This is a genomic window from Streptomyces sp. NPDC006326, from assembly GCF_040612915.1.
Classification (GTDB): Bacteria; Actinomycetota; Actinomycetes; order Streptomycetales; family Streptomycetaceae; genus Streptomyces.
The window spans coordinates 22,079-36,212 of record NZ_JBEXRC010000006.1; the positions used below are offsets into that span (position 1 = coordinate 22,079).

Annotated in this window: 16 protein-coding genes; 11 read left to right on the forward strand and 5 right to left on the reverse strand. The window is 71.8% G+C overall.

What is annotated here, in order from left to right; all coding sequences use genetic code 11:
• Positions 1 to 5 precede the first annotated feature (5 nt).
• Positions 6 to 545, forward strand: coding sequence for an orotate phosphoribosyltransferase (gene pyrE / locus ABZ128_RS06680; protein ID WP_356846439.1), 540 nt, complete (start codon positions 6 to 8; stop codon positions 543 to 545).
• Positions 546 to 820: 275 nt separating this feature from the next.
• Positions 821 to 1,843, forward strand: coding sequence for a class II fructose-bisphosphate aldolase (gene fbaA, locus ABZ128_RS06685; RefSeq protein WP_356846440.1), 1,023 nt, complete (start codon positions 821 to 823; stop codon positions 1,841 to 1,843).
• A gap of 174 nt (positions 1,844 to 2,017) precedes the next feature.
• Here fbaA and ABZ128_RS06690 read toward each other — a convergent pair whose 3' ends face one another.
• A complete protein-coding gene (locus ABZ128_RS06690) occupies positions 2,018 to 3,283 on the reverse strand; it encodes a transposase (RefSeq protein WP_356846442.1) in 1,266 nt (421 codons plus the stop codon).
• 236 nt (positions 3,284 to 3,519) lie between these two features.
• On the opposite strand from ABZ128_RS06690, the gene ABZ128_RS06695 reads away from it, so the two are divergent.
• The 4 genes from ABZ128_RS06695 to ABZ128_RS06710 all read left to right on the forward strand — a co-directional run bounded on the left by ABZ128_RS06695 (position 3,520) and on the right by ABZ128_RS06710 (position 7,406).
• The gene (locus ABZ128_RS06695) at positions 3,520 to 3,933 is read left to right on the forward strand and encodes a DUF3151 domain-containing protein (RefSeq protein WP_356846443.1); all 414 of its coding nucleotides are present in this window, start codon (positions 3,520 to 3,522) and stop codon (positions 3,931 to 3,933) included.
• Between the two features lie 255 nt (positions 3,934 to 4,188).
• Positions 4,189 to 5,034, forward strand: a complete 846-nt coding sequence (locus ABZ128_RS06700; protein ID WP_356846445.1) for a tryptophan 2,3-dioxygenase — start codon at positions 4,189 to 4,191, stop codon at positions 5,032 to 5,034.
• 52 nt (positions 5,035 to 5,086) lie between these two features.
• The gene (kynU, locus tag ABZ128_RS06705; protein ID WP_356846691.1) at positions 5,087 to 6,325 is read left to right on the forward strand and encodes a kynureninase; all 1,239 of its coding nucleotides are present in this window, start codon (positions 5,087 to 5,089) and stop codon (positions 6,323 to 6,325) included.
• Positions 6,326 to 6,491: 166 nt separating this feature from the next.
• Positions 6,492 to 7,406, forward strand: coding sequence for an alpha/beta hydrolase (locus tag ABZ128_RS06710; protein ID WP_356846446.1), 915 nt, complete (start codon positions 6,492 to 6,494; stop codon positions 7,404 to 7,406).
• Here the strand turns inward: ABZ128_RS06710 and ABZ128_RS06715 are convergent.
• A complete protein-coding gene (locus ABZ128_RS06715) occupies positions 7,331 to 7,816 on the reverse strand; it encodes a hypothetical protein (RefSeq protein ID WP_356846448.1) in 486 nt (161 codons plus the stop codon). The two genes, ABZ128_RS06710 and ABZ128_RS06715, sit on opposite strands and share 76 nt — an antisense overlap.
• 122 nt (positions 7,817 to 7,938) lie before the next feature.
• Here ABZ128_RS06715 and ABZ128_RS06720 point away from each other — a divergent pair, with 122 nt between their 5' ends.
• The 3 genes from ABZ128_RS06720 (at position 7,939) to ABZ128_RS06730 (ending at position 9,896) form a co-directional block, all read left to right on the forward strand.
• The gene (locus ABZ128_RS06720; RefSeq protein WP_356846450.1) at positions 7,939 to 8,772 is read left to right on the forward strand and encodes a helix-turn-helix transcriptional regulator; all 834 of its coding nucleotides are present in this window, start codon (positions 7,939 to 7,941) and stop codon (positions 8,770 to 8,772) included.
• Positions 8,772 to 9,011, forward strand: coding sequence for a DUF397 domain-containing protein (locus tag ABZ128_RS06725; protein WP_356846452.1), 240 nt, complete (start codon positions 8,772 to 8,774; stop codon positions 9,009 to 9,011). The genes ABZ128_RS06720 and ABZ128_RS06725 overlap by 1 nt, the downstream gene beginning before the upstream one ends.
• Before the next feature lie 411 nt (positions 9,012 to 9,422).
• A complete protein-coding gene (locus ABZ128_RS06730; protein WP_356846453.1) occupies positions 9,423 to 9,896 on the forward strand; it encodes a carboxymuconolactone decarboxylase family protein in 474 nt (157 codons plus the stop codon).
• Between the two features lie 49 nt (positions 9,897 to 9,945).
• Here the strand turns inward: ABZ128_RS06730 and wrbA are convergent, their stop codons facing one another.
• Entirely contained in the window at positions 9,946 to 10,557 is a 612-nt protein-coding gene (wrbA, locus tag ABZ128_RS06735) for an NAD(P)H:quinone oxidoreductase (protein WP_356846455.1), read from the reverse strand.
• Positions 10,558 to 10,641: 84 nt separating this feature from the next.
• On the opposite strand from wrbA, the gene ABZ128_RS06740 reads away from it, so the two are divergent.
• Entirely contained in the window at positions 10,642 to 11,232 is a 591-nt protein-coding gene (locus tag ABZ128_RS06740; protein ID WP_356846456.1) for a helix-turn-helix domain-containing protein, read from the forward strand.
• Positions 11,233 to 11,284: 52 nt separating this feature from the next.
• Here the strand turns inward: ABZ128_RS06740 and ABZ128_RS06745 are convergent, their stop codons facing one another.
• Positions 11,285 to 12,568 (reverse strand): adenylosuccinate synthase, encoded by a 1,284-nt coding sequence (locus ABZ128_RS06745; protein WP_356846458.1) that lies wholly within the window; start codon positions 12,566 to 12,568, stop codon positions 11,285 to 11,287.
• A 184-nt stretch (positions 12,569 to 12,752) separates the two neighbouring features.
• On the opposite strand from ABZ128_RS06745, the gene ABZ128_RS06750 reads away from it, so the two are divergent.
• Complete coding sequence (locus ABZ128_RS06750) at positions 12,753 to 13,571, forward strand: diacylglycerol kinase (protein ID WP_356846692.1); 819 nt, start codon at positions 12,753 to 12,755, stop codon at positions 13,569 to 13,571.
• Positions 13,572 to 13,607: 36 nt separating this feature from the next.
• Here ABZ128_RS06750 and ABZ128_RS06755 read toward each other — a convergent pair whose 3' ends face one another.
• Entirely contained in the window at positions 13,608 to 14,099 is a 492-nt protein-coding gene (locus ABZ128_RS06755) for a MarR family transcriptional regulator (RefSeq protein ID WP_356846460.1), read from the reverse strand.
• Positions 14,100 to 14,134: the final 35 nt, after the last annotated feature.

Genomic DNA, 14,134 nt, shown 5'->3' on the forward strand with positions numbered 1-14,134 from the left:
GAGCCATGACTGACGTACGCGATGCGCTTCTGCAGCAGATCAAGGACAAGGCCGTCGTGCACGGCAAGGTGACCCTCTCCTCCGGCAAGGAGGCCGACTACTACATCGACCTCCGCCGGATCACCCTGGACGGCGAGGCCGCCCCGCTCGTCGGGCAGGTCATGCTCGACCTCACCGCCGATCTCGACTACGACTGCGTCGGCGGGCTGACCCTGGGCGCCGACCCGGTCGCGACCTCGATGCTGCACGCCTCCGCCGCGCGCGGTGAGCGCCTGGACGCCTTCGTCGTGCGCAAGGCGCAGAAGGCGCACGGCATGCAGCGCCGTATCGAGGGCACCGACGTGAAGGGCAAGCGCTGCCTCGTGGTCGAGGACACCTCCACCACCGGCGGTTCCCCGCTGACCGCCGTCGAGGCCGTCCGCGAGGCCGGCGGCGAGGTCGTCGCCGTCGCCACGATCGTGGACCGCGGTGCCTCGGACGCCATCGCCGAGGCGGGTCTTGCGTACCTCACCGGCTACCAGCTGGAAGACCTCGGGCTGGCCTAGGCCGGGCAGCGTCCGCGGGCCGTGTCCACGGCCCGCTCGGATGGTCCGCGTCCACGGGCCGAGACGCCGGGGCCGGAGGTCCCGGAACTGTCTGCGTAGGTGCTGACCTGGTCTTTTCCGGTCCGTCCCGGCCGGGGGGAATGTTTCACGTGAAACGCTCCACCCGGTGCGGGTCGACTGTCCCGTCGAGTCTGGAAAGATAGGCGCGACGGCAACGTCGCCCCCAGGTCAGGGCCAGCAATCGCACACTCCCCGCACATCCAAGGAGCGGACAGATGCCCATCGCAACCCCCGAGGTCTACAACGAGATGCTGGACCGGGCGAAGGCAGGCAAGTTCGCCTACCCGGCGATCAACGTGACCTCGTCCCAGACCCTGCACGCTGCACTGCGCGGCTTCGCGGAGGCCGAGAGCGACGGCATCATCCAGATCTCCACCGGTGGTGCGGAGTTCCTGGGTGGCCAGTACAGCAAGGACATGGTCACCGGCGCGGTCGCCCTGGCCGAGTTCGCGCACGTCGTGGCGGCGAAGTACGACGTCACCGTCGCCCTGCACACCGACCACTGCCCCAAGGACAAGCTGGACGGCTACGTCCGCCCGCTGCTCGACATCTCCGCCGAGCGCGTGGCCAAGGGCCAGAACCCGCTCTTCCAGTCGCACATGTGGGACGGCTCCGCCGAGACCCTCGCGGACAACCTGGCCATCGGCCAGGAGCTGCTCGCGAAGGCCGCCGCCGCGAAGATCATCCTTGAGGTCGAGATCACCCCGACCGGTGGCGAGGAGGACGGCGTCAGCCACGAGATCAACGACGAGCTCTACACCACCGTCGATGACGCGATCCGCACCGCCGAGGCCCTCGGCCTGGGCGAGAAGGGCCGCTACCTGCTGGCCGCCTCCTTCGGCAACGTGCACGGCGTCTACAAGCCGGGCAATGTCGTCCTGCGCCCGGAGCTGCTGAAGGACCTCCAGGCGGGCGTCGCCGAGCGGTTCGGCAAGCCCTCCCCGTTCGACTTCGTCTTCCACGGCGGCTCCGGCTCCACCGAGCAGGAGATCGCCACCGCGCTGGAGAACGGCGTCGTGAAGATGAACCTCGACACCGACACCCAGTACGCCTTCACCCGCCCGGTCGCGGACCACATGTTCCGCAACTACGACGGTGTCCTGAAGGTCGACGGCGAGGTCGGCAAGAAGTCCACCTACGACCCGCGCACCTGGGGCAAGCTGGCCGAGGCGAGCATGGCCCAGCGTGTGACCGAGGCGTGCGCGAACCTGCGCTCCACGGGCACGAAGCTGAAGTAAGGCCCCGCCGCCTGATCAGGCCCTGCCGCCTGGTCAGGCCGTGCCGCCTGCCACAGGCCGAGTAGCGAAGGGCCCGGTACCCCGTCCCGAGACGGCGTACCGGGCCCTTCGTCGTGTCCGGACCCGTGTTTCCGGGGGTGTGCGCCGGCCGGGCGCCCTGGCTCGGCGCGGGGCTCAGCGAGCCGGCGTCAGCGCCGTCGCGCGGGCCCGGGCCGCGGTCGCGGGGCGGCGGACCACCCGGCGCCCGGTCGTGGGCGCTGCCGGTGCGAGCGGTGTGGCCGGTGCCGCCGGTGCGGCCGCAGGAGCCGGGGCGGGGGCGGCTCCCAGGCAGCGCGCCGCATGGGCCACCGAGGCCAGCGTGACGTGCCGGTGCCATCCGGGCAGGGAGCGCCCGGAGAAGTCCCGCAGGCCCACCTCCTGCACGCTCGCCCCCGCCGCCGCGGACACCCGGTGCGCCGTCTTCGTCATCCGCACCAGCGCGCCCGGCTCCGTCCGCACCATGTCCGTGACCCACAGCTGCGTCGGCAGCCGCCGAGCCGCCTCCCACTCGCCGAACAGCAGCACCTCGCGCCGGCGCCCCGGAGCCGGGTCCGGCACCATGACCCGCACCGCGGCCACCAGCGACGTGCGCCGTCCGCCCGGCAGCTCCGGGTCGGCCCATTCCACCGGCATCCGCAGCCCCCGCACGTTCTGCAGGATGTCCCGGGCCGGCAGGGTCCCCGCGCCGAAGCCCGGCAGCCGAGGGTCCGTCACCAGCAGCCGGGTCTCCGGGCTGATCCGCCCGACCACCGGCACCCGGGCCTCCGCGAAGCGGTTCAGCGTCGCCCGCGTCGCGATGTCACGGATGTCCAGCACCACCGGCCGCGTCGGCATCCCCGACGCCCGCACCGTGTCCAGCACGCCCGTGACCGCGCAGCCCTCGTACGACTCCTCCTCGCCCAGGCCGAACAGCCGCCACCCCACCGGCGTGACCACCCCGGCCGAGGTGAACCACATCCCGAACGCCTGCTGGCCGCGGAACATCTGACCGCGGTGCGGGTCGAAGCGGTGCCCGGCCCCCACCGAGTGCTCCCCGCCCTTGGGGATCGCCATCGGCTGCGCGACCCAGGCGTTGAGCGGGGCGGACTGCCCCAGGTACTGCGACAGCGCCGCCCGGATCGGGCGCCAGTCCCAGGTGGAGGCGGCGATGAAGTGGTGCAGGCTCTGCTCCAGGGCCGCGCCGCCCGGCCCCGTCTGCTGCGCGATGTTGCGGATCGACTTGCGGCCCTGGGCGGCGAGCAGCCCGCGGACGTACTGCCGCCCGCGTTCCCGCTGGTCCCTGCGCCGCAGGGAGGTGAACACCGCCGCGCACAGCTCCTCGGCGGCCTCCGCGGCACCGGCAGCACGGTCCCCTCGCGGTCGGACGCTCCGGTGCGGGCTGGTGATGGTGGTGGCGTTCACGACTCCCCCTTCGTCGATGGCCCTCCTACCGTCCGCCCGAGGCCCCCTTCCGGGGGAGGTGCGCCGGGCACACGGCTGGGCCGACCGGTGGTGGGGCGACCACCACCCCCCGCCCACCGCGGCCGTACCGGTGGTGGGACCACCACCCCGGCGGGGGACCGCCCGACGGGGAGAGGGGCCGGGCTACCGGGCCGGGCCGCCTGCGGGCCGTCGCCCGGATGCCCCAGACTTGATCCATGTCCATTCACGAGAACCTGCTCGGGGGCCCCGCCCCCACCCACCTCCCCGACGAGCCGGGCCGCGCGGCCCTCGCCGCGGGCACGCCCGCCGCCGAGGTGGCCGCCGCGCACCCCACCTCCTCACTCGCCTGGGCGACCCTCGCCGACGAGGCGTTCGCAGCCGGCCGCACGATCGAGTCGTACGCGTACGCCCGCACGGGCTACCACCGCGGCCTCGACGCCCTGCGCCGCGCCGGCTGGAAGGGCCACGGCCCGGTGCCGTGGGAGCACGAGCCCAACCGCGGTTTCCTGCGTGCCCTGTACGCGCTGTCCCGCGCCGCCGAGGCCATCGGCGAGAAGGAGGAGTACGAGCGCTGCTCGACCTTCCTGCGCGATTCCTCGGCGACGGCGGCGGACGCCCTCGGCGCCTGAGCGCGCATTCCGCCGGCGCCCGCGTGGTGCCTGAGCAGCGCCTGAACCGGAAGCCGGCCCGTACGGCCGGGGCCCTGCACGGGCCCCGGCCTGCCCGGGAGCTGCCCGCGTGGCCGAAAAGGCATGTGATGCCCGTCACCTCCCATTGGAGGCGGAACGGGAAGCGGTCCTATGATGCGGGCAGGGGACCGGGGCTCCACTCACCCATCGGAAGGAGCGGACCGCTACCCGGAAGCACGTGTCGAGGAGACAGCGATGTCGAACACCCTTGATGCCTCCGGAGCCGGTTCGGACACCCCGAACCTCGACTTCGACGGCACGACCCCGTACGAGGACTACGTCCAGGCGGACGTCCTCACCCACCTCCAGCACCTGCGCTCGGACGACCCGGGCGAGATGGTCTTCCTGGTGACGACCCAGGTCATGGAGCTGTGGTTCACGGTCATCGTCCACGAATGGGAGACGGCCGCGCAGGCCCTGCGCGAGGACCGCATCCCGGTTGCGATGGACGCGCTGAAACGATCCCTCCGTGAACTGGAAGCCCTCAACGCCTCCTGGCGCCCCCTGGCCCAGCTCACCCCCGCCCAGTTCAACTCGTACCGCTCCGCCCTCGGAGAGGGTTCCGGATTCCAGTCGGCGATGTACCGCCGCATGGAGTTCCTGCTGGGCGACAAGTCGGCCTCCATGCTGGTCCCGCACCGCGGCGCCCCGCGCGTCCACGCGGAGCTGGAGAAGGCCCTGCACGAGCCGAGCCTGTACGACGAGGTGCTGCGCCTGCTGGCCCGCCGCGGCCTGCCGATCCCGGCGTCGGTCCTGGACCGGGACCTCTCCCAGCGTTACGAGCCCTCGCCCGAGGTGGAGGCCGCCTGGACCGCGCTGTACGCGGACCCGGACGCGGAGCACGACCTGCACCGCCTCGGCGAGGTCCTCACGGACGTCGCGGAGCTCGTGTGGCGCTGGCGCAACGACCACCTGGTCGCCACGCGCCGGGCGATGGGCGCGAAGACGGGCACGGGCGGTTCGGCCGGGGTGACCTGGCTGGAGAAGCGCGCGACGAAGAACGTCTTCCCGGAGCTGTGGACGGCGCGCAGCCATGTCTGAGACGACGATGACCGGGACGGCCGGGACGGCCGGGACGGCGGGGACGGCCGGGATGGCGGGGACGGCCGGCCTGGAGGCCCGCGCCGCTGAACTGGAGGCGCGTGCCGCAGAGCTGGAGGCGCGTGCCGCAGAGCTGGACGCCGCCGACGGCCTCGCCAAGCTGCGTGATCGCTTTTCCCTCCCCGACGGGGTCGTCTACCTGGACGGCAACTCCCTCGGCGCCCTCCCGCAGGGCGTCGCCCAGCGCGTGGCCGAGGTCGTCGCCCACGAGTGGGGCGGCGAGCTCATCCGCTCCTGGAGCACCGGCACCTGGTGGACCGCCCCCGAGCGGATCGGCGACAAGATAGCCCCGCTGGTCGGCGCGGCCCCCGGCCAGGTGGTCGTCGGCGACTCGACCAGCGTCAACCTCTTCAAGGCCCTCGTCGGCGCCGCCCGCCTGGCCCGGCCCGGCCGGACGCAGCTGCTCGTCGACGCGTCCACCTTCCCGACGGACGGCTACATCGCCGCCTCCGCCGCCCGGATGACCGGCCTGACCGTCACCCCGGTCGACCCTTCACAGGCCGCGGAGGCGATCGGCCCGGACACCGCCGTCGTCCTCCTCAACCACGTCGACTACCGCACCGGCCGCCTCCACGACCTCCCCGGCCTGACGGCGGCGGCCCACGCGGCCGGCGCCCTGATCGTCTGGGACCTGTGCCACTCCGGTGGTGCCCTGCCCGTGGGGCTGGACGCGCACGGCGTGGACCTCGCAGTCGGCTGCACGTACAAGTACCTGAACGGCGGACCGGGTTCACCGGCCTACCTCTACATCGCCGAACGCCACCAGGCCGCCTTCGACTCCCCCCTCCCCGGGTGGAACGGCCACGCGGACCCCTTCGCGATGACCTCGGACTACACCCCGGCGCAGGGCGCCGTCCGCGGCCGGGTCGGCACCCCGGACATCCTGTCCATGCTGGCCCTGGAGGCGGCCCTCGACGCCTGGGACGGGGTGGCGGTGGAGGACGTACGGGCCAAGTCGCTCGCCCTGACGGACTTCTTCCTGGAGTGCGTGGCGGCGTACGTGCCGGCCGGCCGGGTCGAGTCGGTCACGCCGGCCGAGCACGAGCGGCGCGGCAGCCAGGTCTCGCTGCGCACGGAGAACGCCCGTGAGGTGATGGACGAGCTGATCGCCCGCGGGGTGATCGGGGACTTCCGGGCCCCGGACGTCCTCCGGTTCGGCTTCACGCCGCTGTACGTCGGTTTCGCCGACGCGGAGCGGGCGGCCCGGACGCTGGGTCACGTTTTCGGGTGACGGAGGGGTGAAACGTCACCTCACCGGGGCGGGCGGGGCTGTGGCTCCGTCCGCCCCCGCTCTTTCCGGCCACGGCCCGGCCCTCTCACGGAACGTGCTGTTCCAGCCTGATACGGTCCCGCTCTGCCGGAACACCAGTCCCACGCGTTACCGAGAGGTTGAGCCGATGACGGACCCCGCAGTCGAACGGGACGCCGCCGAGGCCGCCTCGGCCTTCGCCCACCCGCCGGTCGCCCCGGACGCGACCGCGGCGTACGGGGACCACCCGGACCAGGTGATCGACTTCTACGCGCCGCGGACGGAGCCGGCGTCCGGCTCGGCCCCGCTGATCGCGGTCCTGCACGGGGGCGCATGGCGCGCCCCGTACGACCGGCAGCACGTGACGCCGCTGGTGGACTTCCTGGCGCGGCGTGGTTTCGCGGTGGCCAACATCGAGTACCGGCGGGGGAGTTCCGTACCTCAACAGCGTGCCGATGGTGCGGGTGGGGAGGGTGCAGGCGCCGAGGGGCCGGTGGCCGGGCGGTGGCCGGAAACCTTCGACGACGTCGCCGCGGCGATGGACGCCCTCCCGGAGCTCGCCTCGGCAGCCCTGCCGCAGGCCGACGTACGCCGTACCGTCCTCACCGGCCACTCGGCGGGAGGTCAGCTCGCGCTGTGGGCGGCCGCCCGGCACGTCCTCCCCGCGGACGCCCCGGCCGGCTGGAGGCTGCCTTCCCCGCCGCTGCTGCGCGGCGTGGTGGCGCTGGCCCCCATCTCGGACTTCGAGGTGGCGGAGGAGCTCGGCGTGTGCGGCGGCGCGTCCGCGCAGCTGCTGGGCGGCCAGCAGCACTGGGCGCAGCGGGTGCCGTACGCGGACCCGGCGGCCCTGCTGCCGACCGGCATCGCGACGGCGGTGGTGCACGGGCGGGAGGACATCGTGGTCCCGGCGAAGGTCGCGGAGTCGTACGTGGCCGCGGCGGCGAAGGCCGGGGAGACGGTGGGCCTGACCCTGCTCGACGGCGTCGGTCACTTCCCGCTGATCGACCCGGCGGCGGACGCGTGCGCGGTGGTGGCCGAGGAGATCTCGCAGCTGGCCTGGTAGAGCCCGGCGGCCCGGTAGAGCAGCAGTGCGTGCACGAACCGGTCCTGGGAGGTCGGCGGGCACCGCCAGGCCAGGGGCCAGGAGCCGTCCCGCGCCGGGACGGGGATGTAGGTGGTGCGCCGCGGCCCGGAGCTGAGCCGGGTGAACCCGGCGGGCCAGACGCGGTAGGCGGCGCTGCCCACCGGGACGAGGAAGTAGACCGGCCGCCGGCCGTTGGCCTGGGTGATGATCGGCCCGGGGTCACCGGCTGTGAGCGTGACGAGGAGGTCGGCGAGGTTCCGTCCCATGTCACCGTCTACGCGTACGGCGTCAAATAGCACTCCTGCCTTGCGCATTCCGATGCCGGTGGCTGGAATCCAGGTGGGGGTGGGGGAGTTGGGTGCGGTGATGGTGTGACTTTCTGTGTTCATGCCTCAAGGGTGACGGCTCGCGTCTAGCGTTTCCAGAGCGTGGGCTCTACTGCCGAATCGGTAGTAACTCAGGCTGCGCTGGTTGAGTCTGGTTGAGTCCGGTTGAGCGGGGTGGTTCCTCCATGGCCAAGGCAGCCAACAAAGAGACGGCGGGTGGGGTGACCCGTCTGGTGTCTCACCTGGCAAGGGCGTTCAGGGAACGGGAGAACCTGACACAGAAGGAACTGGGGGCGATGCTGGGGTACTCAGCGGCAGCCGTCAGCGCGGTCGAGACCTGCGCCCAGCCGGCCAGTGACGAGATGCTGGCCAAGATGGAGGCTGTGATCGGCGCTGGGATGGGAGTCTTCGAGGTGGCGCGGGAGCTGGTGCGGCTGGACAGGTACCCGCTGCAGTTCCAGGATTTCATCCTGCTCGAACAGAATGCGCTGACCTTGTGCTCATTTGAACCGCAGGTGATCTACGGGATTTTCCAAACCGAGGCCTATGCACGTGCACTGATCGCCGGTGGTTTCCCCGTCCTCTCGGATGGGCGGGTCAATGAACTGGTTGAGGCACGGATCGCACGTACGGTACTTTTCGATCGGGACCCCGTCGCGCTCATCGAATTCATCGTGGACGAGTCCGCACTCCACAGGGTCATCGGGAGTAAGGCCCTTATGAGGGAGCAGTGTCGCCACCTGGCTCAGCTGGCCCGGCGCCGCAACGTGACCGTGCAGGTGCTGCCGCTCGATTGCGGTCTGTTCGGCGAGCATGCGGGTGTGCGTGGAGGTATGCATCTGGTCGAAACCCCGAAGCATGAGCGCCTCGTCTACATGGAGGCTCAGGACGAGAGTTTGCTTATCAGCGATCCGACGAAGGTAAGCACCTACTCCCAGCGCTATGCGAAGATCCGCGCACAGGCCCTGGGTCCGCGTGAGTCGCTGGACCTCATTGAGCGGTTGGCGGGAGATCCGTAATGACCAACACCCTTCAGTGGTTCAAGTCGAGCTACAGCGATGACGGCGGTGGCAACTGCGTCGAGGTGGCGTACGAGTGGCGAAAGTCCAGCTACAGCAGCGACGCGGGGGGCGCCTGCGTCGAGGTGGCTTCGTGTGCGCACGCCGTGCACGTGCGGGACTCCAAGAACCTCGGGCCCGCCTTCGCGGTGGCCCCCACCGCCTGGGCCGAATTCGCCGGCTGGGCGGCGCGGCGCTGAGCCGTAGACGCGCTCACGGCATCAGAGAGGGGCTCCCGTCCCCCGGGGGCCCGGTCAGTCCGAGTGTCATTCCGGCGCGGCGGCCGGCCTCAAGGGCGCTCCCTGCGGTCGCGTCGCTGCGCGATGTCGCTTCGCTCCACCCTTGACCCCGGCCACCGCCCCGGAACGCCACAGACTGTCCGGGCCCCCGGGGGAGGGGCGGGGGCGGGCAGGGCGACAGCCCGTCCGTGCCTGCTGTCCGCTCCTCCCTGGCCGCTGGTGCTCGCTGCCCGCGCATCCGGTTGCACTTGCTGCCCTGGTCGGGCGTCTGCGGCCGCCTGTCACGGAGTGACGCAGGTCACGTTGGGGGCTGTCACATTCCGCGGGGCTGGTCGGTCATGTGTGTGTAGCCATCGACCAGAGGAGCACACCATGGATGCCCGTTTGAACGTCTTCGGCAGCCCCACCGCCGGCAAGGTGCTGAAGCACTTCGTTTCGGCAGGCAAGGCGCTGGGGGACTCGACTCTGCCGCTCGCGACCCAGGAGCTCGTGAAGATCCGTGCCAGCCAGATCAACGGCTGTGGCTTCTGTCTTGATATGCACACCAAGGACGCCGCCGCGGCCGGTGAGACCTCGGTGCGGCTGCACCTGGTGGCGGCGTGGCGGGAGGCCACGGTCTTCACCGACGCCGAGCGGGCGGCGCTGGAGCTGGCGGAGCAGGGGACCCGGATCGGGGATGCGGCCGGCGGGGTGAGCGATGAGGCGTGGGCGAACGCCGCCAAGTACTACGACGAGGAGCAGCTTGCCGCTCTGGTGTCGCTGATCGCCCTCATCAACGCCTTCAACCGGATGAACGTCATGATCCAGCAGCCCGCGGGCGACTACCAGCCCGGCCAGTTCGGCTGAGCCGCGGGGGCCCGTCCCGTGGGTGTGCCGCGGGACGGGCGGCCCGGGGTCAGACGAGGTCGGTCGTGGCCGCGAGGCGGGCGGCGAACGTGGCGAGGCGCTCGCCCTGGTAGCGGGCGGCGGCCAGGGTCTCCTCCGTCACCTTGCCGCTGCTGCCGGGGTGCGAGGTGCCGTAGGGGTTGCCGCCGGCGCTGAAGACGGCCGGGTTGGTGAAGCCGGGGGCGACGATGACCGAGCCCCAGTGGTGGAAGGTGTTGTAGAGGGCGAGCAGCGTGGACTCGTTGCCGCCGTGGGCGTTGTGCGCGCTGGTGAAGCCGGTGGCCGGCTTGTCGGCGAGGGCGCCCTGCTGCCAGAGGCCGCCGGTGGTGTCGAGGAACTGCTTCAGCTGGCCCGCGATGTTGCCGTAGCGGGTCGGGGAGCCGATGGCGTAGGCGTTGGCCCAGCTGAGGTCGTCGAGCGTGGCCACCTCGATCTCCTTGGCGGCCTCGACGTGCTCGCGCCACGCGGGGTTGGAGTCGATGGCGGCGTCGGGCGCGAGCTCGGGCACCCGACGCAGGCGGACCTCCGCCCCGGCCTTCTCGGCGCCCTCGGCGACCGCGCTCGCGAGGGCGTGGACGTTGCCGGTGGACGAGTAGTAGATGACTGCGACCTTGGCGCTCATGGCATTCCTTCGGTAAGTGGATTGCTATCCGGATATTAAGCGGATAGGAATCCGGTTTGCAAGGGGGTCCGGTAACCTCGGTCCATGAGCCGCATCGAACTCCCCGTCGCGGGGCAGGCCCCGCCCGAGCGGGCGGACGCCGCGCGCAACCGGCGCAAGATCCTGGACGCGGCGGCGCAGCTGGTCGCCGAGCAGGGGCCGGAGGCCGTCAGCATGAACGCCGTCGCGCACGCCGCGGGGATGGGCGTCGGGACGGTCTACCGGCGGTTCGGTGATGTCAGCCAGCTGCTGTACGCGCTGCTCGACGACGACGAGAAGCGCTTCCAGCAGGCCTTCCTGAGCGGGCCGCCGCCGCTGGGGCCCGAGGCGCCGCCGGAGGAGCGGCTGCGGGCGTTCCTGCACACGCAGGCGGAGCGGCTGGTCGAGCACCGCGCGGTGATGGCCGCCGCCGAAGCGGCGGCGCCGGGCGCCCGGTACGACAGCGGGGCGTACCTGACCATGCACACGCACGTCACGATGCTGGTACGGCAGACCCGTCCCCAGGCGGACGCGGCGGTCATGGCGCACCTGCTGCTGGCGCCGTTCGCGCCGAGCCTCTTCGAGCACCTCACGGTGAACCGCGGGGTGTCGACGGAGCGCATCAAGGGCGCGATCGACGCCCTGCTCGGCATCTGATGACGCCGGAGGGGCGGTGCGCAGGCTGCGCACCGCCCCTCCGGGGGTTCTGCTAGAGGAACGAGTTGATCTCGATCGTCTCGGTGCGGCCGGGGCCGACGCCGATCGCGGAGATCGGGGCGCCCGACATCTCCTCCAGGGCCTTCACGTACGCCTGGGCGTTCTTCGGCAGGTCCGAGAAGGTCTTGGCCTTGGTGATGTCCTCGGACCAGCCGGGGAGGTTCTCGTAGATCGGCTTCGCGTGGTGGAAGTCCGTCTGCGAGTACGGGAGCTCCTCGACGCGCTTGCCGTCGATCTCGTACGCGACGCAGACCGGGATCTCCTCCCAGCCGGTCAGCACGTCCAGCTTGGTGAGGAAGAAGTCCGTCAGGCCGTTCACCCGGGTGGCGTAGCGCGCGATCGGCGCGTCGAACCAGCCGCAGCGGCGGTCGCGGCCGGTGGTCACACCGCGCTCGCCGCCGATGCGGCGCAGGTCCTCGCCGTCCTGGTCGAACAGCTCGGTCGGGAACGGGCCGGCGCCGACGCGGGTCGTGTACGCCTTGAGGATGCCGATGACGCGGCTGATCTTCGTCGGGCCGACGCCCGTACCGGTGCAGGCGCCGCCCGCGGTCGGGTTCGAGGAGGTGACGAAGGGGTACGTGCCGTGGTCGACGTCCAGGAGGGTGCCCTGGCCGCCCTCGAAGAGCACGACCTTGTCCTCGTCCAGCGCGTTGTTGAGGATCAGGGTGGTGTCGGCGACGTAGGGCTTGATCTGCTCCGCGTACTGGAGCATCTCCTCCACGATCGCGGCGGCGTCGATCGCGCGCCGGTTGTAGAGCTTCGCGAGGAGCTGGTTCTTGCCCTCCAGCGCCGCCTCGACCTTCTGCTGGAGGATCGACTCGTCGTAGAGGTCCTGGACGCGAATGCCGATGCGGTTGATCTTGTCCGCGTAGGTCGGACCGATGCCGCGGCCGGTCGTACCGATCTTGCGCTTGCCGAGGAAGCGCTCGCCGACCTTGTCGAGGGTGACGTTGTACGGCGTGATCAGGTGCGCGTTGCCGCTGATGAGCAGCTTGGAGGTGTCGATGCCGCGCTCGTTCAGGCCGCGCAGCTCGGAGAGCAGGACGGCCGGGTCGACGACGACGCCGTTGCCGATGACCGGGGTGCATCCGGGGGAGAGGATGCCGGAAGGGAGAAGGTGCAGTGCGTACTTCTGGTCGCCGACGACGACCGTGTGGCCGGCGTTGTTGCCGCCCTGGTAGCGCACCACATAGTCAACGGATCCACCGAGCAGGTCGGTGGCCTTTCCCTTGCCCTCGTCACCCCACTGAGCTCCGAGCAGCACAAGAGCGGGCACAGGCGTACACCTCTTCCGGATGGGGCATGTCCAAGGTCAGGGGGCGTACGACGATGTACACCGCAGGCTGAGCCGTCGGACCGGTACCCCGGAATAGACGAAGGCCCTGGCGCAATAGCGCAAGGGCCTCTTGCACAAAGATGCTACCCGAGGAAGGACCGAGGTGTCGGCTCCAGAGCCCACCATGAGCCATGCGGGCGCGCCGGTCGGCGGCCTGCTCGTGCTCGTCGACCCGGTCGCCCGCCGTCTTGACGGTGAGTCCGTGCGGATCGCGAAAGATGTCCTGTCGGCGGGGGCGGCGGCGAAAATCTGCCTCCCGGATTCGCCTGAGGAGTTTGCGCGGGCGCTCGCCCGTCGGGGCCATCGCAGGCCGGTGATCGTGGGAGACGACCGGGCGCTGGTGCGGGCCGTGGGCCTGCTGCACCGGGAGCGGGGGCTGGGCGAGGGGGCCGTGTCGCTGGTGCCGGTGGGGCAGGCGGGGTCGCTGGGGCTGGCCGGTTCGCTGGGTGTGCCCCTGTCGGCGGTCTCGGCGGCCCGCTCGGTGCTGGACGGGTGCGTCCGGGCCTGCGACCTGCTGGTGGACGACAGCGACGGGGTGGTGCTCGGCGGCATCCGCATCCCGCCGGCCGGGTCGGGGCTGCGGGCTTCGGGGCGGCCGTCGGTGTGGAGCACGTACCGCTCGCTGGTGCGGACGCTGGTGCCGGTGCCCGCCGGGGGCCAGCGGCTGCGGGTGGAGGCGGACGGGGTGGTGCTCGCGGACGTGGACCGGCTGGTGGAGGGCGTCTCGCTGGTCCCGCGGCCGGCGGGCGGCTCCGGCGAGGCCCTGGTGGAGGTGGTCGTCCGCGCGGGCGGCTCGGCCGTCAGGGCGCGGGCGGAGTCGGTGACGGTGTCGGGCGCGGACTTCCGCTACCGCGCGGACGCGGTGGTGGCGGGCCCGGTGCGCCGGCGCACCTGGACCCTGCGCCGGGCGGCGTGGAGCCTCACCCTCCCGCTGCCGCGCTGAGCGGGCGGGCGGCGCAGGCGCTGTCCACGGCCGGGCTCAGGAGAGGTCCAGTGTGGCGCGGTGGGCGCGCCAGCGGTCCATCAGGCCCAGCAGTTCCCTCTGCATGAACTCGAAGAAGGCCGCCGTCTCCGCGACCCGCGCTCCCGCCGGGGTGTGGGCGCCGAGGCCGGCCGCGCCCTCGCGCAGCGTCTTCTCCCACAGGCCGAGAACCTGGTCCCGCCGGGTGAAGGTCTCGTACCAGAGCTCGTCGTGGAGGACGTACCGGTCCCGCCGGGAGCCCGGCTCCCGCTCCCGGCTCACCATGTTGACCTGCGCCAGGTACGACACGGCCCCCGACACCGCCGCCGGGCTGATCTGCAACGCCTCGCCGAGCTCGGCCGAGGTCATCGCCCCGTCGTCGCTCGCCAGCAGCCGGGCGAAGACGCGCGCCGCCATCCGCTGCATGCCCGCATCGGTCAGCTGACCGGCAAACCGCTCCACGAAGCGGGAGACCGCTTCCTCGTCCCGTACGTCCAATGTCTCCGCCACGTCTGAGACTTTACGTGATTCCCGAGCTTCACAAA

Excerpts from the sequence above, each read along its gene's own strand:
- pyrE (WP_356846439.1), top strand. The coding sequence starts at position 6 with ATGACTGACGTACGCGATGCGCTTCTGCAGCAGATCAAGGACAAGGCC.
- fbaA (WP_356846440.1), top strand. The coding sequence starts at position 821 with ATGCCCATCGCAACCCCCGAGGTCTACAACGAGATGCTGGACCGGGCG.
- ABZ128_RS06695 (WP_356846443.1), top strand. The coding sequence starts at position 3,520 with ATGTCCATTCACGAGAACCTGCTCGGGGGCCCCGCCCCCACCCACCTC.
- ABZ128_RS06700 (WP_356846445.1), top strand. The coding sequence starts at position 4,189 with ATGTCGAACACCCTTGATGCCTCCGGAGCCGGTTCGGACACCCCGAAC.
- kynU (WP_356846691.1), top strand. The coding sequence starts at position 5,087 with ATGGCGGGGACGGCCGGCCTGGAGGCCCGCGCCGCTGAACTGGAGGCG.
- ABZ128_RS06710 (WP_356846446.1), top strand. The coding sequence starts at position 6,492 with ATGACGGACCCCGCAGTCGAACGGGACGCCGCCGAGGCCGCCTCGGCC.
- ABZ128_RS06715 (WP_356846448.1), bottom strand. The coding sequence starts at position 7,816 with ATGAACACAGAAAGTCACACCATCACCGCACCCAACTCCCCCACCCCC.
- ABZ128_RS06720 (WP_356846450.1), top strand. The coding sequence starts at position 7,939 with ATGGCCAAGGCAGCCAACAAAGAGACGGCGGGTGGGGTGACCCGTCTG.
- ABZ128_RS06725 (WP_356846452.1), top strand. The coding sequence starts at position 8,772 with ATGACCAACACCCTTCAGTGGTTCAAGTCGAGCTACAGCGATGACGGC.
- ABZ128_RS06730 (WP_356846453.1), top strand. The coding sequence starts at position 9,423 with ATGGATGCCCGTTTGAACGTCTTCGGCAGCCCCACCGCCGGCAAGGTG.
- wrbA (WP_356846455.1), bottom strand. The coding sequence starts at position 10,557 with ATGAGCGCCAAGGTCGCAGTCATCTACTACTCGTCCACCGGCAACGTC.
- ABZ128_RS06740 (WP_356846456.1), top strand. The coding sequence starts at position 10,642 with ATGAGCCGCATCGAACTCCCCGTCGCGGGGCAGGCCCCGCCCGAGCGG.
- ABZ128_RS06750 (WP_356846692.1), top strand. The coding sequence starts at position 12,753 with ATGAGCCATGCGGGCGCGCCGGTCGGCGGCCTGCTCGTGCTCGTCGAC.